Here is a 19,089-nt window from a genome sequence, read left to right as displayed (position 1 = left end):
ATTCAGCAGGATGACAGTGGCGCCTGATATAAGATGATGCAATGTCATTAAGGATACGGTGGGGCGATATTATTCCATGTTGTTAAACCTGTGGCCGCGCGTTTCCCCAGGATGCCATGAGGCGCGGGACAACCCTGCGGCGCGGGTTGATGATAGACATTTTATGATGACAAATTGATGACAGTAAAATGAACGTACAATAGCGCCGGGCTTTCTTTTGACTAAATAAATTTATTCGGTGGCTGTTAAGGCAGAACTTAACTACTTTATGGTGAGGGGCGTCATTCGGCAATGGCTAACAGTGAGGGAGCAACGATGCAATTACTTGATTTATTCGCAGGTTTATTGTGGTTAAGCAGCGTTATTTTCCTGCTGTATCTCCTCGATGTGGTCATCACCCGTTATCTGTATCGTAAATAACCGGGAAGGGGATGCGCGAGGACGCTCGGCATAGGGTACTGCGCCAGAGGATGTTATTATGACGCCGGACTGATTCAGAAAGGAATGCGCGGTGGCCGGGAAAATTGATTACGATATTGAAAAATACCAGTTTACCGAAGCCGGTGAGTCGCCACGGCTCAGAGCGCAGTGGCGTGAGGTCTATCTGGAGTGTCGTCAGCAGCAGGCCGGGGCTGAGGAGCGTCTGCGCATTGCGCTATTGAATGTCGACTATGTCACCAGCTTCGAATTGCCTTTTCGCCTGCTGCTGGTGCGCGCGCCGCAGCTGATCGCCGACGTGCGCGATCAGCTGCAGCTCAATCGTAAAGCCGCCGTTTTCAACGGCAAACGTTACGGTTGTGTCTACAGTCTGAAGCAGGATTTACAGCCGATTCCGGAGTCCTTCCATTACCACCTGTCAAACCGTATCCGTCGCGTCGATCCGCAGGGACCGACGGCAGCCCCGTACCAGCAGATTGCCCGCGAGATAAAGCCGGCCCGGGAGCGGCTTCGCCATGCGTTACTTGCCGGCTTGCCGGTTACCGCGCTTGATGCGCTGTTCTGGTTCGGCAGTCAGCGGGTGGCGGCGGACATTGCGCAATTGCGCCGGTCCGGCATGGGAATTGTCACGGAAGAGGTGGAAGCCAGCGATAATCTGTTCAACACCACCCGGCGAGTACCGGTTTATCGTCTGACCAGTAAATGATGCGGCGAGCCTTCGCCCAGTCGTTGCTTCGGCAGGCAGCTCACCATTGCCCCGTCAAACCAAACGCACTGCATGCTGCCGGTGTGCCGCGGCGCAGGGCCCAGCCATGCGCTGGCGATGAGCATGAATAGCATCAGCCCCAGCGGAATAACGTTTATTTTTTTCACTGCCTGTCATCCACTTCACTCTTCTTCGCTGCAGGATAGCGGGAAAATATGACGTTTTGTCGACTGAGTCACACTTTTTTGTTGAGGACTCATGGCATGCCAGGCGAAGCGGCGCCTCAGGACGCAGCGTTATTCATATTCGGCATAATGATATGACTAAAACTGGCGGCTTGTATTTTTCATTTTTATTACCCCTCTCTTTTTTTACCTGGCAGCACAAAGCGTGAGACGACCAGGCTTTACGCAGAATACTCTGGTAACTGGCTGGTTTGAAACAATATTTTAATTGACTTTTCAGAGGGAGTTACAGCAGTGGCTAATTTATATTAATTCAATTTACCGATCAATAAATTATATCTTGATAGTTTTTAACTATCGAATGATTATTATCGATCACTTTAAACTATTTTTGTTGGCGGAAAATATATGACATGCTTTAACCCTTTCTTATTTTTGGTATTTTTTAAATGGTTGAAGAAAACGTGAAAAATACCTCTTATCGCTTCGTTCTGGAGCCCGCTATTAGCGATGACGGCAGCTACCACTCGTGGGAGTTGCTTACTAAAGATATTATAGCACCCGCACAAAATACCACCTCTGCGTCGACGTTTTCTTTCTCCACGCTTACCGAACGCGATAAGCTTGCTCTATTTATTCGGCAAATCGAGTTACTTTCTGTATTTGATTTCGCCCGGGTCGATAATAAACCGATATCGCTGAATATTGATGATTTATTAAGCCACTTTATTCTGACGGATCGCTATCTCTGTGATTTCCTGCGCTCCTGTAAACACATTGCTCTGGAAATAAATGAGAACTTTCACGAGTTTATCGCCGGACGTGAGCTGACGGCGCTGAGCACGCTGGCGGCGCTTTGCCCGGTCTGGCTGGATGATTTTGGCCGCGGACGGACGTCCTTCCCGCTGCTGGAGCGCTTCCGCTTCGATTGCGTCAAAGTGGATAAAGATTACTTCTGGGATAAAGAAAACGACCCCGCTTTTCCCGGGCTGTTGCAATCTATTCATACCCTGACCAGCCATGTGATCGTTGAGGGGATTGAAACCGAAAAGCAAAAACAGTTAATCAGCGCCGCCGGGGATATCATTGGACAGGGCCGTTACTGGAAGGATGAATATATCTTTCTGTGCTGCTGACCCGGGATCTGATTTCTGTTTCTTACCATCCTTTTTTTATCCAGTTTTAAATTAACCCTTTGTTACAGATAGTCTTTATTAGCGCAGTGATAATCGCCTCTCATTTTCTTTTCTGAAGGATCATTCACTGTGAATACTCGCTTGCGTAACACCCTGCTCGCCATTGCGCTGACCACCTGCTTTACGGCAGCCAGCCAGGCGTCGACCTCCGCCGATATACCGTCTGTCTCGCAGGATCCGGTCGTCCAGCACCTGAAGCTGAGTGAAGAGCAGGTCGCCAAAATCCAGGCGCTGCGTCAGGGATTCGAAAATAATGTAAGCCAGATTAAAATCAGCGGCTATCAGGATGGTGCTCTGGCAGACGTTATTCACTCCGGAAAATGGGATGACGCTAAGGTCAAACAGCAGCTGGCCGCCTTTGGCCAGCTGGACCAGCAGGTGCGGTATTATCGTGTGAAATACTACTTCGACGTGAGCCAGGTGCTGACCCCCGAGCAGCGTGAGCAGGTGAAAAAAGACCTCTCCGCCGCGATCAACTAACCCTGCGTCAGCCACCCGCTGCAGGTGATGCTGGCCCGGAAGATGCCGCCGTGCTCCGGCGGCTATCATCTGATTTTACTGACCGTGGTTTTTTTCCAGCCGGGCAAAATACTCCGGCGCAAACGGACGCGGATCGACATCGGCAAACGGTGCGCGTTCGAAGTGTGATTTTAGCGCCCACGGCACCGTGCAATCGAAAATCGTCTTGCAACTGATACCCTCTCCGCGGATCGACGGGCTGTATGCCGGGGTCTGGGAAGGATCCAGCTGGTGACCACGGATGCCGGGGATCGTCGTGATGCTGACATCCCCCTGCATACGGGTGGTCATGGCCCACAGGATATCGTCGCTGTCAAAGATATCGACATCTTCATCGACCAGAATGATATTTTTCAGCTCGGAATAGGTCGCCAGCGCTACCAGCGCGGCCTGCCCCTGACGCCCTTCGTCGGCGGGCTGGCGTTTTTTCACCTGCAGGATCCCGAGGAATTTACCGCCGCCCGCGGTGTGGGCGTAGACATTTTGTAAAAAGCCCGGGATAGCGGCTTCAACGGCATTCCAGATACTGGCTTCCGTTGGCAGCCCGGCGAGGGTGGTATGCTCTTCGCCCGGCCCTACCAGCGTCTGCAGAATCGCATTGTTTCGCATGGTCACCGCTTTGACTTTTATCACCGGCAGCGATGGATTGGCGCCGCCGCAGTAACCAGGAAATTCCGGCATCGCATGGCCGCTGTTGGTGTGCTGATCTTCTCTGACGCGTACCCCCGGCAGCAGTTCCCCTTCGATAACGATCTCGGCGCGAGCGATGGCTTTCTCCGGGACGCTGACGCCCTGTACCAGCTCTACCGGACGCTGACGCAGCGCACCGGCGACGCCCAGTTCGTTATAGCCAAACGGTGTGGTTGGCGCTTCAAAGCAGGCGCCGATATAGATAGCCGGATCGAGTCCCATATTGATGGTTATCGGCAGCGGTTTGCCGGCGGCCTCGGCTTTCTGGCGAAACACTTCGATATGGCGGCCAGCGGCGAGAAACATCGACAGCTCATCCCGGCCCTGGACGCACAAGCGGTGGATGGTGACGTCGGTGAGCGAGGCGTCGTCGGGATCGCTGGCCAGCGCCAGGCCCAGGCAGAAGAAGGGACCGGCGTCGATCGGGGTGTTGGTGGGCGCCGGGAGCAGGGTGCGCAAATCAAAATCCGGATCGTCGGCCAGAAAGACCTGTTCCTGACAGGGGGCGCTGCTGGCCGGAACGACCACCGGCGCGACCGGTTTTTTCACCGCTTTGCCTACCTCCAGCGCCAGCTGTGAGGCTTCGCAGCCCAGCAGCAGTGCGGCCCGCTGGCGGCTGGCGTGCATGCCCACCAGAATGCGCGAGTGCGGATAGCCCTTAATATTGTTAAACATCATCGCCGGGCCGATGCGGGTGGGGCGCTTCACGGTGCCGCCCGCGCCGATGTGGCGATAGACGCCGGCCAGCTCAGCGTTAGGGTCAACCGGATGATCGGTTTCGAGGTACTGATTGTCATGCTGTTGTAGCAGCGCGATAGCGTCGCGCAGATCCTGAATCGGTGCGGTCATGATGTTCTCCTTAGCGTGTCGATGCGCACAGTATGCTTCGCAGGCTAATGGTTATCAATTGCATCATTCATGCATTATTGATAAGATTTTTATTATTAATTTACTTCGCGGAGTTCGGCCATGTCCTTGCGAGCGTTACGCCATTTTGTGGTCGTTGCTGAAGAATTACATATGCATCGGGCGGCAGAGCGGTTACATATCGCCCAGCCCGCCCTCAGCCAGCAGATTAAACAACTCGAGCAGCGCCTGGGCGTGGTGCTCTTCTCCCGCGCTAACCGGCGCCTGACCCTCACCGCCGCGGGCGAGGCCTTCTTGCAGAAGACGCGGCTGGCGCTGGAGATGGCCGATCAGGCGGTCCTGGACGCCCAGCGCACCGCGCGAGGCGAGCAGGGGCGATTGCATCTGGGCTATGTCTCCAGTGCGATGTATGACAGCAAACTGCCGGGGCTCCTGCGCGAGCTGCGCGCTGACTGGCCGGGGATTGAGCTGTCGCTGGTGCAGGGGGATGTGCAAATGCTCTACGAAGCGCTGCTGGATCTGCGTCTGGATATCGCCATCATCCGCGCGCCGCTGGCGTCACCGCCGGACGCGCTGGTGGTCAGGCCATTTGTGCGGGAAAAACTTTGCCTGGCGCTTTATCAACAGCATCCGCTGGCAGGCGTGGGGGCGCTCAATCTGGCCTCGTTGCGCACTGACAACTGGATCTCGCTTGACGATCCGCAGGGCACCGGACTGGAGCAGGTATTTATTGACGCCTGTCGCGTCGCGGGTTTTACGCCGCAGGTGGTGCAGCGAATTAACGATGTCACCTCGATGATTAGCCTGGTCTCCGCCGGGGTGGGGGTGGCGCTGGTGCCGGTCTCGGCGCGGGCCTTACGCCTTGATAACGTGGTGTATATCGATCTTCAGGATCGGCTGGCGGAGAGTGAGCTGAGCATGGTTTACCACCGCCATTTCCGTTCGGCGGTGGTGCGGAAAGTTATCTCGCTGCTTAATGCCGCTGAGCAATAATCCCGCTTAGCGGGTCTTCAGGCGGCCAAAGCTGACAATCCTTGAACGGCCCAGCTCTTTCGCCCGGTACAGCGCGGCGTCCGCTGCGCGCAGCAGGCTGTCGCTTTGGGTGTGCTGCGGGTAGCTGGCGATGCCAATCGACACATCCACCTGGCCTATCTCGGTCAGGCCATCGCGCAGCGTCATATTGTGCACCTGGGTGTAGATCTCGCTGGCGCACTGGTGCGCCCCGGCTTCGTCAATGCCGGGGAGCAGCACTAAAAACTCCTCGCCGCCGTAGCGGAAAGCCATGCCGATATCGCGCACCGCGCGCTGCACAATGGTCGCGACGCTCTTAATCACCAGATCCCCGGCTTCATGGCCGTAGCGGTCATTGATGGCTTTGAAGTGATCGATGTCGATCATCAGGCAGCTCAGCGGGGTGTGGGTATGGACCGCCAGCGCCATCTGCGAGTGCAGCGCTTCATCAAGATGATGGCGGTTACGCAGGCCGGTCAGCGAATCGAACAACGCTTTTTCCAGCAGGGCGCTGCGTAAACGCTGATTGGCGAGCGCCAGCCCCAGCGCTTCGGCCATCAGCTCCAGGTAAGCCCGGGAAGGGGCGTCACTGGCGGTGACGTTCTGAAAGCTCAGCAGACCGATCGCTTCGCCCTGGGCGATGAGCGGTACGCAGAGCGACTGGCCGGCGTGCGCCTCCGGCAGATGATAGCAGGTGATATCGGGCTCACCCTGCACCGGCGGATGGCTGAGTCCCCGCCGTATCGCCCAGCAGTCGTCGGGAGCAAAGGACGTCGTCTCCCCGGCGGGCGACAGCCACTGCGCCACGCAGCGCATCTGCCACGGATCGGTATCCAGAATATACAGTTTACCGGGGATCGTCGGGGCGATGTTCGGCGCGAACAGCTCCGCCACCTTAATCACATCCTCTATGGTTTCACAGCCCTGCAGACGCTGGGTCATACGCGCCAGCAGTTCACGGATCGCCCAGTCGGCGTCGCGCTGCTGCTCCAGCTGCTGGCGGGCCAGGCCGTTCTCGCGAAAAATGCGGATCGCCTGGGCCATATCGCCAATCTCATCCACCTGGGTGAAGTGCGGCGTCTCCACCGCATAGTCCTGGGAGGCGAGACGCTGCACCACGTCGCTCAGACGGACCACCGGGTACAGCACCCGGCGTTTGAGAATGAAGCCGAGGACAAACAAAAACATCAGGGCGGTCAGGCCGACCATGATTTCCGACAGCGTACGCCAGATCCGCGAGCGCTCGGTGGCCTGGTCGATAGCGATGGCGGCGCGATGCTCAAGCATCTGACGGAAGCGATCGATCTGCGTCTGCATGCGCTCCAGTTCGGTCTCATACGCTTTGCCGTACAGCACCGCGATGGCCGCTGGCGCATCGCCGCGGGCGACATGCGTCAGGGCCGCCTGCTGTTCATCCTGAAGCTCATCGGCGATCCGCAGACCATCCTGGAGTAGCGCCAGCTCCTCGCGGCTGGCGCCGTTATCTTTCAGTCCGGCCAGCCGCTGCTCAATGCTTTTGTCGGTCTGCTGCAGTTGCTGATACTGCGTAAGCGTCTCCGGCGAAGGCTTAACCACGTACAGCCGGGCGAGGTCAGACAGCGCCCAGGCGTCGTTTTCCACCTCGTCGGAGAGGGTATCAAAGACCTGGCGCTGTTGTACCGCCTGGCGTTCGACGCGGTCGGCGCTGGAGGCCATAAGCATGGCGCTGCCGGATGCCAGCGTCAGGCCGACGGTGATCCCGTAAGCCCAGTTGGTGATGGTGGCGATTCTCACCCTGTATTTCCTTGCATGCAGATGAAGCTGTTTTAATTATAGAACTCGCCCCCCGCCATGACGGCGGCCTGCCTCAGGGGCGGTGCTCGCTGCGGGGGTGTTCGAGGGTCTGAAGAATGATGGCGTGCAGCGTTTCCGCATGGTGGCGCAAAACGAGAAAGACATCGCTATCCAGAGCGCCATTTATAACATCCGCTTCCATAATCTGTAAGGCCTCCTGCCAGGCCATTCCTTTACGATAAGGGCGATCTTCTGTCAGCGCGGTGAAAATATCGGCGATAGAGATAATACGGTCGGCGAGGGTCAGATGATCTTTTTCGAGATGCAGAGGGTAGCCGCTGCCGTCCAGTTTTTCATGGTGATTCGACGCCCAGTTAATGATGTCGCCGAGCTCGCTGTAGTCGCTGAGGATCTCGCCGGTCATATAGCTGTGCTCGCGCACCTGGTTCAGTTCGTCCTCATCCAGTTCGCCCTCTTTTTCGAGGATGGAGAGCGGGATAGAGATCTTGCCGATATCGTGCAGATAGCCGGCAATCTGAATTTGCTGGCAGATGGGCTCCGGCAGTTGCATCCAGCGGGCAAGCTGGCGGGCGATTTCCCCCACCATGATGCTATGGGTGGCGGTAAAGCTGCTGTAGGTGTCGACAATTTTGGCAATCAGCAGGCAGATATCTTTCAGACCATGAATATCCAGATACAGCGTGTTGATGGGACCAATAATTTCCAGCAGCCGTTGAATATGGCCGGGATGAAGGTGCTGCCAGAAGTTCGCATTTTCAGCGACCTCGCACAGCATATCGCACAGCGGCGGATCGATCTCCCGGTGCAGGGAGACGAACTGTTCCACCACCGCCCGTGTGGGCCAGCCGGCCACGTGACTCCCGGCAGGCAGCAGCCGTTCAAAGGCATCGGCGAAATAGACAATATGCTGTTCGCGGCTACCCCGGTGGTCCGGGCTAAAATGGTGATCGCGAATGAAGGAGACAATGGGCAGAAAGGTCACTAACCCTTCCAGCATCGCCGCCCCCTGGCGCTGATGCGGATCGTGGATGTTATCGATGGCATCCAGCGAATGAATGGTGCGTTTATCTCCCAGCACGCCGATATCGTGCAGCAGCGCGGCGCAAAAAATGGTCTGCTGCCGCTCGGCAGGCAGCCCCAGCCTTTGCGCCAGCGTCAGGGCGATTAAGGCCGTTCGTTGCATATGCCGGTGCAGTTCAGGGTTAATGATCTGAATGACTCTGGTCGTCAGCATTAGCGCTGATTTCAGGGCAATACGCATTTCTGTTCTCCGTACGCGTTACCTGGCGGGCAAAAATGACCTCGCGGGTGACGGAAGTGTCGATAATCTGATCGCAATGCGTGTTGTGTAGTTGGCTGCTGAACAGGTTAATACCCAGAATGTATCAGGTTCATAGCGCTGCCCGATTCAGAGCCTGCCGTGCACCAGATTTGGGCGATGTTGATGCGAGAACCTTATTATTGTCTGATAGTTAACCATTTCCCCCCCAAAAAATAAATAAATTCTGGCAAGCCCTTTGCATTAAGCAAGCGTTAGTTTGATTAATGTCTATGAAGGGAGTGACCTGTATGAATTTTAGAGCATTACTTACCATTGCGTTACTGACGATGAGCAGTCTGGCATTTAGCGAGACGCGTCTACCGCATATCGTTATTTTAGCCACCGGCGGGACGATTGCCGGTTCGGCTGCCAGCAATACCCAGACAACGGGTTATAAAGCCGGGGCGATTGGGGTGCAGACGCTGATTAACGCCGTGCCGGAAATGAGTAAAATCGCTCATGTCGAGGGCGAGCAGGTGGCGAATATCGGCAGTGAGAATATGACCAGCGACATTATCCTGGCACTCTCGAAGCGGGTGAATGCGTTATTGGCCCGGGATGATGTCGATGGCGTGGTGATCACCCACGGCACGGACACCCTCGATGAAACCCCTTATTTCCTCAATCTGACGGTCAAAAGCAACAAGCCGGTGGTCTTTACCGCGGCGATGCGTCCGGCGACGGCGATCAGCGCCGACGGGCCGATGAACCTGCTGGAAGCGGTCACAGTCGCCGCCGATCCTGATGCCCGGGGTCGCGGGGTGATGGTGGTGCTGAACGACCGCATCGGCGCGGCGCGCTTCGTCACCAAAACCAATGCCACTTCGCTGGATACCTTCCGGGCGCCGGAGGAGGGCTACCTTGGCGTCGTGGTGGGCGGAAAACCCCAGTTCGAGACGCGCGTGGATAAAATTCACACCCTGCGCTCGGTGTTCGATGTCCGCCAGCTGAAGACCCTGCCGAAGGTGGTGATCATTTATGGTTATCAGGACGACCCGGAGTATATGTACGACGCGGCGATCGCCCATCATGCCGACGGTATTATCTACGCCGGAACCGGGGCGGGGTCGGTGTCGGTACGTAGCGCTGCGGGCATCAAAAAAGCGCAGCAGGCGGGCATCGTGGTGGTTCGCGCCTCCCGTACCGGCAGCGGCGTCGTGCCGCCGGATGACAGCCAGCCTGGGCTGGTGTCCGACTCCCTCAACCCAGCGAAAGCACGTATTCTGTTGATGACTGCGCTGACGCAAACGAAAGATCCACAGCTGATCCAGCAATATTTCCACACCTACTGATCCTCTGCGGCCAGGGCGTCGCTCACGCCTTCGCTGCGGTTTGCCCCACAGTGACCCGATGTCGGGTCACTGTCCGCGCTAAACGCCGCGCTTTATGCGTATAAGGCGTAAAGAAATATTTTTTTTACGGCGGGTGTGGGCGGTATTAAAGTGCAAACAACTGGCAAGACGCTTATTTTTAAAGCATCTTTAAATAAGTCTATTCTTAATTATTCCCTTCAGGCGATTTTAATATTCCTTATGCCGACGGATAAAAAGTGTTTCACTCTGAAGCGGGAGTGCTTTAATTCTTTCGCGGTACAGACGACGATCTTGTGGACGCGGGCAGGCTGCGGGCCACGTGGCTGAGCGGGCTCAGTCCCCGGCAGACAAGGCGTTCTCGCGGCGGGTTTCGGTTATGCCTGTTAGTAACGCTGATGATTAGCGTGAAAATGATATGCACGATGAATATATTAAGAAGAGGATAAGATTTAAGTTTACATTTGGTAACATTTGTGCCGCAATTATGTTTTTTTGTCAGCAAGTTGTTTTTTACTTGCCGGAGGGAATTTCAGCGGATTAGTATTGTCGAACTTGCTGTACGTACCGCCTAATGATGATAAATGGATTCTGTTTTCCTTAAGCGTTACCACATAATTAATGTTTACAGGAAAAATCATGGCCTGCGTATTTAATAAACAACTTTTACACCCGCGCAACTGGCTGACCTGGTTTGGGCTCGGCATCCTCTGGTTAATCGTGCAACTGCCTTATCCGCTGCTGCATTTTATTGGCACCAGCGCGGGTCGCCTCTCCCGACGCTTTCTCAAACGCCGCGAACATATCGCCCGGCGCAATATTGAGCTCTGCTTCCCGGACATGTCGCCGGCGGCGCGCGAGACCCTGATCGATCAAAACTTTATGTCGCTGGGAATGGGGCTTATCGAAACCGGCATGGCCTGGTTCTGGAGCGACGAGCGGGTCAAAAAATGGTTTGATGTCGAAGGATTTGCCAACCTTAATCATGCGCTTAGCGGCGGCAAAGGGGTGATGGTGGTCGGTGTGCACTTTATGTCGCTGGAGCTGGGCGGGCGCGCGATGGGGTTGTGCCGTCCAATGATGGCCACTTATCGTCCGCACAACAGCCCGCTGATGGAGTGGGTGCAAACCCGTGGTCGCCTGCGTTCGAACAAAGCGATGATCGATCGCAACAACCTGACCGGTCTGGTGCATGCCTTAAAATCAGGTGAAGCGGTGTGGTTTGCTCCCGACCAGGATTACGGTCCTAAGGGCAGCGTGTTTGCGCCGTTTTTCTCCGTCCCACAGGCGGCGACCACCAACGGCACCTATGTTCTGTCTCGTTTATCGGGTGCGAAAATGCTGAGTATCAGTATGGTGCGCAAGCTGGATCGCCAGGGCTACAGCCTGCATATTAGCGAAGTAATGAATGATTATCCGGGTGAAGATAAGCAGATCGCTGCCGGCTATATCAACAAGGTGATCGAGCGCGAGATTTTGCGTGCCCCCGAGCAGTATCTGTGGGTGCACCGTCGTTTTAAAACCCGCCCGCTGGGTGAACCTTCCGTCTATTAACCTTCCCGCACAGGCTGCGCTTTCAAAATCCCGACAGTTGGGGTAACGTGAGCCGGATCATGTTTTAGTCGTGCGCGAAGGAGTGCAGAGTGTTCGCTGAGTTTGGTGTTCTGAATTATTTGACCTACCTGGTCGGGGCGGTGTTTATCATCCTCGTTCCTGGCCCTAATACGTTTTTTGTGCTGAAGACGGGCATTGCCCACGGCGTGAAGAAAGGCTATCTGGCAGCGGCGGGCGTCTTTATTGGCGACGCGGTGCTGATGTTTCTGGCCTTTGCCGGCGTGGCGACGCTGATTAAGACCACGCCGGTGCTGTTTAACGTCGTCCGCTACCTCGGGGCGATCTACCTGCTGTGGCTGGGGGGTAAAATGCTCTACGCGGTGCTGACCCAGCGCGATGGCCAGGCCGACGCCAGCGCGGAGCCGGCGAGCGCGATCCTCAAGCGCTCTCTGACCCTGAGTCTGACCAATCCGAAAGCGATTCTGTTCTATGTGTCGTTTTTCGTGCAGTTTATCGATGTCAACGCCAAAGCGCCCGGCGTGGCGTTCTTTATTCTGGCGCTGACCCTCGAGGTGATTAGCTTCTGCTATATGAGCTTTTTGATCCTCTCCGGCTCGTTTGTCACCCGCTACGTTAAAACCCGCAAGAAGCTGGCCAAACTTGGCAACAGCCTGATTGGTCTGGTTTTCGTTGGGTTCGCCGCGCGCCTGGCTACCCTGCAGTCCTGATCCCCTCGGGCCGGTTACCCGCTGACCGGCCCGCCGTCTCTTATTCTGCCCTGTAACAAAAACCCTTCATTTTTTATTGCATTGGTGTTACATATACAGCCGTTTATCGCTCAGCATAAAGGAAGCCCCGATGATTCTGCAAAAACTCCTCAGCAATAAAAACTGCAAAAAATACTGTCTGTCGCTCGCGGCGGTGTTTGCTATCGCGCTGGCGGTGGTGGGGCGGGCGACCTTCGGGGGCGTGGTGAGCGAGTACAATATGCCGTACTCAGAGTGGACGACGTCCATGTTCTTCCTGCAGGGGGCGATGGTGACGGTTTACAGCATTGTCTTTACCGCGCTCTTCGCTATCCCCCTCGGCTTTATTTTCCTCGGCGACGAGCGCCAGGATTAAGCGTCAACGGGCGAACCATGGTTCGCCCTGTCTTATCGGCCCATCAACAGCCTGAAGGATTAATCATCGTCATGATAGTGATGATGGTGGTGATGGCGATGGGCGTGGTACCCATCGTCAATAATGCATCCCGATAACAGCGTGCACAGCGCAATAATCAACGGTAACACGATCGGTTTTTTCATCCCTTACTTCTCCCGCTATTCTGCTTTCCCCGGGGCAGAGAATGCCGCGGTGGATAACGTGAGTGTAAAGGGTTAACTTGTTGATGGGATAGGATAACTCCGCAATATCGCCGCCGCGATCACCACCAGCCGAACTGGCTGCCGGCCACCGCCACGATGGCGACAACCAGCATAATAATGGTGCTTTTTTTCATTATGCCCCACCCGGCGCCGCATAGCCGCCGACAAAAAACCAACCGAGAAAGACGACGGCGATGATAAAGATCGCCACCGGGAAAAGAATACCCAATTTCATGATAGTGTCCCTGTACCCACGAATGATGCCCTGCATGATACTGGATATCGCGGTACTTTAGTCAATATGAATGAAATTCTCCTGACGGCGGGACTTCTTATCCTGGTACATCGCCTCATCGGCGGCGCGTAAGGCCGCTTCAACATCGATACTCTGCGGATCGCAGATGATCACCCCGAAGCTGGCGCCCTCATAGTCGATACGCTGTTCGCCGAGGAAGTAGACGCCGCACAGGGCCTGGCGCAGGGTCGTGACATACGCCTGCTGCGCGGCAGGTTGCTGGGCACTACCGACGATCAAAAACTCATCGCCGCCAAGGCGGCCAACGATATCCTCACGGCGCGCGACGGCGGTGAGTCGTTCGCCGACCTGTACCAGAAAGCTGTCGCCGCACGGATGACCGAACCGATCGTTAATGGCTTTGAAACCGTCGAGATCGATAAAAATCAGCGAGACCTGCTGCTGCTGGGCGCGGGCGGAGGCAAAGCGTAGCGCCAGCTGCTTAAACAGCGCACGGCGATTAGGAAGCTGGGTGAGCTCATCGGTCGACGAGTGCAGCTCCAGCGCGACGTTAGCCGCCTGCAGCTGTTGCACCAGGGTGTCTTTTTCCACGTAGTGGGAAATGAGCTTCGCGAACAGGCCCATCACCTGTTCACCTTCGAGATTATAAGGTTGCTTCTGTCGGCTGGTGGCGCAGAGGGTACCGAACAGCGAGCCATCGGCCAGGCGGACGGGAATGCTTAAAAAGGTGGCGATCCCCAGCTCCTGGGCGGCGATGCAGGAGTGCCAGCGATGGGCCACGTCGTTGCTAAACGTGCACTGATCCTCAAGGGCGCGTTTGCACAGGGATTCATCCCAGGGGACGGAGAATCCTTCCGGGATCTGCATTTCGCTGCTGTTATGGGCGAACATTACCTGCTGCCGCTGGGCGTTGATATCGATGCGGGTAAGATAGGTGGACTCCATTCGGGTCACCGCCTCCAGCATCTCCAGCAGCTGGCGCACCAGGGTTTCCAGGGACTGTTCCGCAGCGAGGGTTTGCGACACCCGGGCAAGAATAAAATCTGACATGAATAATACAGCTCCAGCACGCCAAACGTCACCCCAGCATAATGGGCTGCAAACGGACATCAGCGTCGAATAAACAGTGATATTTTTAAATTTATCACATCTGTTTGGGGAATACTTGTCCACGCGGCAGGAAAAAAAGCCCCGTCGGGGGCGACGGGGAAAAACTCATTGATTATGGAATGATCTGTTCTCTGGTCAGTTCGAGAACAGGGGCTACTCTACGGGGGAAAAGTGCAGGCAAGATGGAGAAAACGTGGAGATTCAGGCTAAAATCCCCGGGCATTCAGGAAAGGGAGGAACGATGAAAAAGTTACTGGCTATTCTGCCACTGGTATTAGCCGGCTGTGCCCAGCCGCAGTCCACCGCGCCGACGAAAACCATCGGCATGGCCAATCCCGCGTCGGTGTACTGTCAGCAATCCGGCGGTACCCGGGTGCCGGTGCAAACGCCGCAGGGCGTTAGCACCCTGTGCAAACTACCCAGCGGCGAAACCCTCGACGAGTGGGCGCTGTGGCGCCGGGATCATCCGGCTAAATCGTAACCGGCAGGGCCGCCAGCCAGGCGGCCAGCACCCGGGCATGATTCTGCTCGGTGTTCTTCGCAGCGTACAGCAGCGTCAACGGCTGGCGCTGCGCCAGCGCCGCCAGCCGCAGGCCCGTTTCACGGTGGGCGTCGAGCTCCTGGCGATAGCGCTGGCTGAAGTGGGCGAAATCGATCGCCTCGCCGTGAAAGGCTTTTCGCAGCTCAGCGGAAGGCGTTAACGCCTTACACCACTCATCACAGGCCAGCGCCTCTTTTTTAATCCCCCGCGGCCAGAGACGGTCGACCAGCACCCGGTAGCCGTCGCTGCTTTCCTGCGGGTCATACACCCGTTTACATTGAATCATCATCCTGCTCCCTCTGTGCCATCCAGGCGAGCAACTGCGGGATTTGCCCGTCGGAAAATACCGTGATGCCGTGAGCGCGCAGCAGATCGGCCGCGACCCCGGCGCCCGCTTTGCGTCGTCCGCGAAAGGAGCCGTCATAGACAAACTGGCTGCCGCAGGTAGGGCTGCCATCGGTGAGTAACGCTGCCTGACAGCCCGCTCCCCGGGCGGCACTGAGCGCCAGCCAGGCGGCCAGCTGGTAATGTCCCGTGACGTCGCGGCCGTCGCTTTCCACGATCCGCGCCCGGCCGGCAAGGACATCCCCGCCAGCGCCGCCGACGATCTCCGCCGGCAGACGGGGCGTGGACAGACCGGCCGCCAGCTCCGGGCAGTGGATCACCAGCCGCCCCGTCTGCTGCCAGCGGGACAGCGTCGCCGCCAGCTGTGCCTTCTCGCTACCGTTATACCGCACCTGGAATCCCATCAGGCAGGCGCTGACCAAAAGCTTACTTTTCATCCTTTCTCCCTTTCACGCTTGCTCCAGTATACCTTACCCGCCGGCGGGGGCGGTGGGGCGAAAATAAGGATTGTGTTCCACTGGAGGGATCGCTATCCTGACGTGCCTTGTGCTGCTCGTCTCGTCCAGACATAAGGAACCTGCTATGAAAACCCCTTTACGCCTCGCCCTCGTCGGCGATTATCACCCCGATATTGTTGCCCATCAGGCCATTCCCCTGGCGATAGACGATGCTGCCGCCGTGCTGGAGCAGCCGGTGAAATATGACTGGCTCGCCACCCCATCGATCGTCTCCGGCGAGGCGCTGGCCGAGTACGATGCCGTCTGGGTCGTTCCCGGTAGCCCGTATCGTCATCCGCAGGGGGCCTTTACTGCGATCCGCTATGCCCGCGAAAACGGCATCCCTTTCCTCGGCACCTGCGGCGGCTTTCAGCACGCGGTGATTGAATACGCCCGTAACGTGCTCGGCTGGCAGGATGCCGGTCATGCGGAAACTGACAGCGAAGGGCGGATGGTGATCGCTCCCCTTAGCTGTTCGCTGGTGGAGACCTCCGCCGTCGTCGAGCTGCGGGCGAATACGCTGATTGCCCGCGCCTATGGCCGGGAGAGCATTGAAGAGGGCTACCACTGCCGGTACGGGGTGGACAGCGCGTTTGCCGGAGAGCTGGAACAGGGCGATCTGCGCGTCACCGGCTGGGATGAAGAGGGTGAGATCCGCGCCGTCGAGCTGGTGACGCACCCGTTTTTTGTCGCCACGTTGTTCCAGCATGAACGCCACGCGCTGGATGGGCGTCCCTCGCCGCTGGTCCAGGCGCTGATTCGCGCCGCGGCACAATAAACCCACCGGCAGCGGGCGCTGCCGGTCATCTTCAGGAATGGATTTCCCGGTCACGTCCGGCGAGGGCGCCGCAGACCGCCATCACCAGCGAAATCAGCGCCACCGCCAGCAGCGGAATATGCCAGTCGCCATTGGCATCGTGGATCTTACCCATCAGCGGCGGCCCGCAGGCGGCCAGCAGATAGCCGACGCTCTGCGCCATCCCTGACAGCGCCGCGGCCTGGTGCGCCGAGCTGGCGCGCAGGCCGATAAACGTCAGGCCGAGGATCATGGTAGCTCCGGAGCCAAAGCCGAACAGCAGCGTCCAGCCGATCGCCAGCCCTGGCAGCAGCCACAGCCCGGCGGCGCTGATGGCGCACATCAGGGCGACCAGCACCGCGATCCCACGCTGGTCGCGCAGCCGATGCAGGATCAACGGTATCGCCAGACCTGGCGCGGCGGTCGCCAGCTGCAGCAGGCCATGCAGCGAGCCGGCCTGCGCTTCGCTATAGCCCATACTCTGTAGAATCGACGGCAGCCAGCCGATAATCACGTAATAGACCAGCGAGTTGATGCCGAGGAACAGCGTCACCTGCCAGGCCAGCGCCGACCGCCAGATCCCCCGGTTGTGCATGGCGCCTGAGCCGGTCAATGGCGCCTCCGCCCGGTGCCGGGACTGCGGCAGCCAGCTGAGGATCGCCAGCAGCGGGAAGACCATCAGCAGCAACAGCGCGCCGCGCCAGCCGAATCCGGCCATTGCCACGGGAACCACCAGCGCCGAGCCGAGCGCCGCCGCGCCGCCCATCGTCAGGGAATAGGCGCCGGTCATCCGCGCGACATGCTGCGAGAAATCGCGTTTAATCAGTCCGGGCAGCAGCACGTTACCCAGCGCAATACCGCAGCCGATCACCGCCGTGCCGATAAACAGCAGTGCAGCGGAGGGCAGGGAGCGCAGGGCAATGCCGGCGCAGATCAGCAGCATCGCCAGCAGCAGGCTGCGTTCCATGCCGAACCGGCGGGCAACCCCTGCCGCCAGCGGCGAAACAAGGCCAAAGGCCAGCAGCGGCAGGGTGGTGAGCAGCCCGGTCTGCGCGGTGGTCAGGCCATAGTCGCTACGAATCGCGTCCAGCAGCGGCGCCGCGCCGGTAAAGACCACGCGCAGGGTGGTGGCGATGAGCAAGATACCGGCAATCAGCAGCGCGGGGCGGCGGCCGGTAGAGGAGATCACAGAAGACATATCATTCTCAAGGTAACTAACGAGGGGGTTACGATAGCGACTTTGTCCTCTGTTTAAATCAAGCTAAAATGACAGATTATCGCTAATATCGGACAACATGATGATCGGACTGGGTCTGGATGGTTATGAACCGGACAGTGGCCACGAATCGGCCATTGCCTTTCGTATTCGGGTGGTGGAGGCGGAGCAGTATATTCCGGCGCATTCTCACCGTAAGGGGCAGCTGATCCTCGCCCTGCACGGCGCCTTGACCTGCGAGGTGGAGAACGCGATGTGGATGGTGCCGCCGCAGTATGCGGTGTGGGTCCCGGGACAGCTTTTCCACAGTAACCGCGCCACCCCCGGCGCCCAGGTGTGTTTCCTGTTCATCGAGCCGGGCGCCGCGCCGATGCCGGACCGCTGCTGTACGTTGAAGATTTCTCCGCTGGTGCGGGAGCTGATCCTCACCCTGGCGGAACGCGGCGGGGAGTTGCTGGCCGCCCCTGCCACGGCCCGGCTGGTGCAGGTTCTGTTTGATGAGCTGCCCCGGCAGCCGCAGGAGCACCTGCAGCTGCCGGTATCAAACCACCCGAAAATTCGTCAGATGGTGACGATGATGGCCGAGGATCCGGCGCGCTGGCAGACCCTGAGCCAGTGGGCGGCGGTGTTTGCGATGAGCGAGCGCAATCTGGCCCGCCTGGTAGTGCGCGAAACGGGGCTGAGCTTTCGCCGCTGGCGCCATCAGCTGCAGCTGATCCTCGCGCTACAGCTGCTGATCCGCGGGCAGACGGTGCAGCAAACGGCTCAGGCGCTGGGCTATGACTCCACCACCGCCTTCATCACCATGTTTAAAAAAGGACTCGGACAGACGCCGGGCCGCTATCACGGCAGCCTGGCTACGACTTCCCAATAAACAATGAGATGATCCCGGCGGCAATCAGCGGTCCGACCGGGACGCCGCGAAACAGGGCGACGCCGAGTACCGTGCCGACCAGCAGCCCGGCCACCAGATGCGGCTGGGTGCCCATCAGCGCTACGCCGCGCCCGCCGAGCCACGAAACAAACACCCCGACCGCAATCGCCAGCAGTGATTTCCAGTTCATAAAGGAGTGGATCAGCGTCGAGGGCGGCAGCGTACCGCTGGCGATAGGCGCCATCACGCCGATGGTTAAAATAATGATCCCGACAGTCAGCCCCTGTTTCTCAATCCAGGGAAAGAAGGTATTCAGCGGTGTAACGCGCACGATAATCAGCACGAGGATAGAGATCGCTACGGTGGTGTTATGGCTGATAAAGCCGAGCGCCGCCAGGCCCAGCAGGATCAACAGGGTGGTATCAAACATGTACAGAGGTCCTTGCCAAAAAAAGAAAGCCAAAAAATATCCCGCTTACTCTACGCATCGTGGCGT

General features: G+C 57.7%; 23 protein-coding genes. 11 read left to right on the top strand and 12 right to left on the bottom strand.

Features of this window, described 5'->3' with window-relative positions; genetic code table 11:
- The first annotated feature begins 511 nt into the window (after positions 1-511).
- Positions 512-1,144, top strand: coding sequence for an ECs1377 family protein (locus tag SP68_RS15770; protein ID WP_040975780.1), 633 nt, complete (start codon positions 512-514; stop codon positions 1,142-1,144).
- Here the strand turns inward: SP68_RS15770 and SP68_RS28430 are convergent.
- Positions 1,123-1,311, bottom strand: a complete 189-nt coding sequence (locus SP68_RS28430; protein ID WP_032691162.1) for a hypothetical protein — start codon at positions 1,309-1,311, stop codon at positions 1,123-1,125. The two genes, SP68_RS15770 and SP68_RS28430, sit on opposite strands and share 22 nt — an antisense overlap.
- A 467-nt stretch (positions 1,312-1,778) precedes the next feature.
- Here SP68_RS28430 and SP68_RS15760 point away from each other — a divergent pair, with 467 nt between their 5' ends.
- The gene (locus tag SP68_RS15760; RefSeq protein ID WP_016160694.1) at positions 1,779-2,465 is read left to right on the top strand and encodes a KPN_01159 family EAL domain c-di-GMP phosphodiesterase; all 687 of its coding nucleotides are present in this window, start codon (positions 1,779-1,781) and stop codon (positions 2,463-2,465) included.
- 129 nt (positions 2,466-2,594) lie between these two features.
- Entirely contained in the window at positions 2,595-3,005 is a 411-nt protein-coding gene (locus SP68_RS15755; RefSeq protein WP_012542134.1) for a Spy/CpxP family protein refolding chaperone, read from the top strand.
- A 75-nt stretch (positions 3,006-3,080) separates the two neighbouring features.
- Here the strand turns inward: SP68_RS15755 and SP68_RS15750 are convergent, their stop codons facing one another.
- The gene (locus tag SP68_RS15750) at positions 3,081-4,583 is read right to left on the bottom strand and encodes a UbiD family decarboxylase (protein ID WP_016160696.1); all 1,503 of its coding nucleotides are present in this window, start codon (positions 4,581-4,583) and stop codon (positions 3,081-3,083) included.
- Positions 4,584-4,703: 120 nt separating this feature from the next.
- Between SP68_RS15750 and SP68_RS15745 the strand changes: the two genes are divergently transcribed.
- Positions 4,704-5,594 carry a LysR substrate-binding domain-containing protein gene (locus SP68_RS15745; protein ID WP_008807694.1) on the top strand — a complete coding sequence of 297 codons (891 nt, stop codon included), beginning with the start codon at positions 4,704-4,706 and terminating at the stop codon, positions 5,592-5,594.
- A 6-nt stretch (positions 5,595-5,600) separates the two neighbouring features.
- Here the strand turns inward: SP68_RS15745 and SP68_RS15740 are convergent, their stop codons facing one another.
- Entirely contained in the window at positions 5,601-7,385 is a 1,785-nt protein-coding gene (locus SP68_RS15740; RefSeq protein ID WP_012542132.1) for a sensor domain-containing diguanylate cyclase, read from the bottom strand.
- 73 nt (positions 7,386-7,458) lie between these two features.
- On the bottom strand, positions 7,459-8,667 hold the full coding sequence (locus SP68_RS15735) for an HD domain-containing phosphohydrolase (protein ID WP_040975781.1): 1,209 nt from the start codon (positions 8,665-8,667) through the stop codon (positions 7,459-7,461).
- A gap of 308 nt (positions 8,668-8,975) precedes the next feature.
- On the opposite strand from SP68_RS15735, the gene fraE reads away from it, so the two are divergent.
- From fraE to SP68_RS15715, 4 genes are all read left to right on the top strand, one after another.
- A complete protein-coding gene (fraE, locus tag SP68_RS15730; RefSeq protein ID WP_016160699.1) occupies positions 8,976-10,019 on the top strand; it encodes a fructose-asparagine asparaginase in 1,044 nt (347 codons plus the stop codon).
- A 657-nt stretch (positions 10,020-10,676) separates the two neighbouring features.
- Positions 10,677-11,591 (top strand): kdo(2)-lipid IV(A) palmitoleoyltransferase, encoded by a 915-nt coding sequence (gene lpxP, locus SP68_RS15725; protein WP_008807690.1) that lies wholly within the window; start codon positions 10,677-10,679, stop codon positions 11,589-11,591.
- A gap of 89 nt (positions 11,592-11,680) precedes the next feature.
- Entirely contained in the window at positions 11,681-12,319 is a 639-nt protein-coding gene (gene leuE, locus SP68_RS15720) for a leucine efflux protein LeuE (protein ID WP_004203730.1), read from the top strand.
- A gap of 130 nt (positions 12,320-12,449) precedes the next feature.
- Complete coding sequence (locus SP68_RS15715; protein ID WP_004203731.1) at positions 12,450-12,713, top strand: DUF2534 family protein; 264 nt, start codon at positions 12,450-12,452, stop codon at positions 12,711-12,713.
- Between the two features lie 59 nt (positions 12,714-12,772).
- Here SP68_RS15715 and SP68_RS27450 read toward each other — a convergent pair whose 3' ends face one another.
- The 4 genes from SP68_RS27450 to SP68_RS15710 form a co-directional block, all read right to left on the bottom strand.
- Positions 12,773-12,898, bottom strand: coding sequence for a hypothetical protein (locus SP68_RS27450; RefSeq protein ID WP_012542130.1), 126 nt, complete (start codon positions 12,896-12,898; stop codon positions 12,773-12,775).
- 119 nt (positions 12,899-13,017) lie between these two features.
- A complete protein-coding gene (locus SP68_RS29115) occupies positions 13,018-13,071 on the bottom strand; it encodes a hypothetical protein (RefSeq protein WP_219725096.1) in 54 nt (17 codons plus the stop codon).
- Between the two features lie 20 nt (positions 13,072-13,091).
- A complete protein-coding gene (locus tag SP68_RS27440; RefSeq protein ID WP_004150782.1) occupies positions 13,092-13,193 on the bottom strand; it encodes a YoaK family small membrane protein in 102 nt (33 codons plus the stop codon).
- 57 nt (positions 13,194-13,250) lie between these two features.
- A complete protein-coding gene (locus SP68_RS15710; protein WP_023297404.1) occupies positions 13,251-14,264 on the bottom strand; it encodes a sensor domain-containing diguanylate cyclase in 1,014 nt (337 codons plus the stop codon).
- A 301-nt stretch (positions 14,265-14,565) separates the two neighbouring features.
- On the opposite strand from SP68_RS15710, the gene SP68_RS15705 reads away from it, so the two are divergent.
- Positions 14,566-14,805 carry a putative hemolysin gene (locus SP68_RS15705; protein WP_040975782.1) on the top strand — a complete coding sequence of 80 codons (240 nt, stop codon included), beginning with the start codon at positions 14,566-14,568 and terminating at the stop codon, positions 14,803-14,805.
- Here SP68_RS15705 and SP68_RS15700 read toward each other — a convergent pair.
- Together SP68_RS15700 and SP68_RS15695 are read right to left on the bottom strand one after the other, a co-directional pair.
- Positions 14,795-15,151 carry a DUF488 domain-containing protein gene (locus tag SP68_RS15700; protein WP_016160702.1) on the bottom strand — a complete coding sequence of 119 codons (357 nt, stop codon included), beginning with the start codon at positions 15,149-15,151 and terminating at the stop codon, positions 14,795-14,797. The two genes, SP68_RS15705 and SP68_RS15700, sit on opposite strands and share 11 nt — an antisense overlap.
- Entirely contained in the window at positions 15,138-15,647 is a 510-nt protein-coding gene (locus SP68_RS15695; RefSeq protein WP_040975783.1) for a 2-thiouracil desulfurase family protein, read from the bottom strand. Before SP68_RS15695 ends, SP68_RS15700 begins: the two co-directional genes overlap by 14 nt.
- Positions 15,648-15,792: 145 nt before the next feature.
- On the opposite strand from SP68_RS15695, the gene SP68_RS15690 reads away from it, so the two are divergent.
- Positions 15,793-16,485: a CTP synthase C-terminal region-related (seleno)protein gene (locus tag SP68_RS15690; RefSeq protein ID WP_012968515.1), complete on the top strand. Its 693-nt coding sequence runs from the start codon at positions 15,793-15,795 to the stop codon at positions 16,483-16,485.
- A 31-nt stretch (positions 16,486-16,516) separates the two neighbouring features.
- On the opposite strand, the gene SP68_RS15685 is transcribed toward SP68_RS15690, so the two are convergent.
- Positions 16,517-17,692 carry a CynX/NimT family MFS transporter gene (locus SP68_RS15685; RefSeq protein ID WP_162494479.1) on the bottom strand — a complete coding sequence of 392 codons (1,176 nt, stop codon included), beginning with the start codon at positions 17,690-17,692 and terminating at the stop codon, positions 16,517-16,519.
- A 106-nt stretch (positions 17,693-17,798) separates the two neighbouring features.
- On the opposite strand from SP68_RS15685, the gene SP68_RS15680 reads away from it, so the two are divergent.
- Positions 17,799-18,593, top strand: coding sequence for an AraC family transcriptional regulator (locus SP68_RS15680; RefSeq protein ID WP_162499984.1), 795 nt, complete (start codon positions 17,799-17,801; stop codon positions 18,591-18,593).
- Here SP68_RS15680 and SP68_RS15675 read toward each other — a convergent pair.
- Entirely contained in the window at positions 18,577-19,023 is a 447-nt protein-coding gene (locus tag SP68_RS15675; protein ID WP_008807681.1) for a DUF441 domain-containing protein, read from the bottom strand. The two genes, SP68_RS15680 and SP68_RS15675, sit on opposite strands and share 17 nt — an antisense overlap.
- Between the last annotated feature and the right edge of the window lie 66 nt (positions 19,024-19,089).

It is taken from the genome of Klebsiella variicola, from assembly GCF_000828055.2.
GTDB classification, from domain to species: Bacteria; Pseudomonadota; Gammaproteobacteria; order Enterobacterales; family Enterobacteriaceae; genus Klebsiella; species Klebsiella variicola.
The sequence above is the reverse complement of the archived record's forward strand: the minus strand, read 5'-3'. Positions and strand labels throughout refer to the sequence as shown.

Excerpts from the sequence above, each read along its gene's own strand:
- SP68_RS15710 (WP_023297404.1), bottom strand. The coding sequence starts at position 14,264 with ATGTCAGATTTTATTCTTGCCCGGGTGTCGCAAACCCTCGCTGCGGAA.
- SP68_RS15715 (WP_004203731.1), top strand. The coding sequence starts at position 12,450 with ATGATTCTGCAAAAACTCCTCAGCAATAAAAACTGCAAAAAATACTGT.
- SP68_RS15760 (WP_016160694.1), top strand. The coding sequence starts at position 1,779 with ATGGTTGAAGAAAACGTGAAAAATACCTCTTATCGCTTCGTTCTGGAG.
- lpxP (WP_008807690.1), top strand. The coding sequence starts at position 10,677 with ATGGCCTGCGTATTTAATAAACAACTTTTACACCCGCGCAACTGGCTG.
- SP68_RS27450 (WP_012542130.1), bottom strand. The coding sequence starts at position 12,898 with ATGAAAAAACCGATCGTGTTACCGTTGATTATTGCGCTGTGCACGCTG.
- SP68_RS15675 (WP_008807681.1), bottom strand. The coding sequence starts at position 19,023 with ATGTTTGATACCACCCTGTTGATCCTGCTGGGCCTGGCGGCGCTCGGC.
- SP68_RS15745 (WP_008807694.1), top strand. The coding sequence starts at position 4,704 with ATGTCCTTGCGAGCGTTACGCCATTTTGTGGTCGTTGCTGAAGAATTA.
- SP68_RS15695 (WP_040975783.1), bottom strand. The coding sequence starts at position 15,647 with ATGAAAAGTAAGCTTTTGGTCAGCGCCTGCCTGATGGGATTCCAGGTG.
- SP68_RS15735 (WP_040975781.1), bottom strand. The coding sequence starts at position 8,667 with ATGCGTATTGCCCTGAAATCAGCGCTAATGCTGACGACCAGAGTCATT.
- SP68_RS27440 (WP_004150782.1), bottom strand. The coding sequence starts at position 13,193 with ATGAAATTGGGTATTCTTTTCCCGGTGGCGATCTTTATCATCGCCGTC.
- fraE (WP_016160699.1), top strand. The coding sequence starts at position 8,976 with ATGAATTTTAGAGCATTACTTACCATTGCGTTACTGACGATGAGCAGT.
- SP68_RS15700 (WP_016160702.1), bottom strand. The coding sequence starts at position 15,151 with ATGATTCAATGTAAACGGGTGTATGACCCGCAGGAAAGCAGCGACGGC.
- SP68_RS15705 (WP_040975782.1), top strand. The coding sequence starts at position 14,566 with ATGAAAAAGTTACTGGCTATTCTGCCACTGGTATTAGCCGGCTGTGCC.
- SP68_RS15750 (WP_016160696.1), bottom strand. The coding sequence starts at position 4,583 with ATGACCGCACCGATTCAGGATCTGCGCGACGCTATCGCGCTGCTACAA.
- SP68_RS15680 (WP_162499984.1), top strand. The coding sequence starts at position 17,799 with ATGATGATCGGACTGGGTCTGGATGGTTATGAACCGGACAGTGGCCAC.
- SP68_RS15690 (WP_012968515.1), top strand. The coding sequence starts at position 15,793 with ATGAAAACCCCTTTACGCCTCGCCCTCGTCGGCGATTATCACCCCGAT.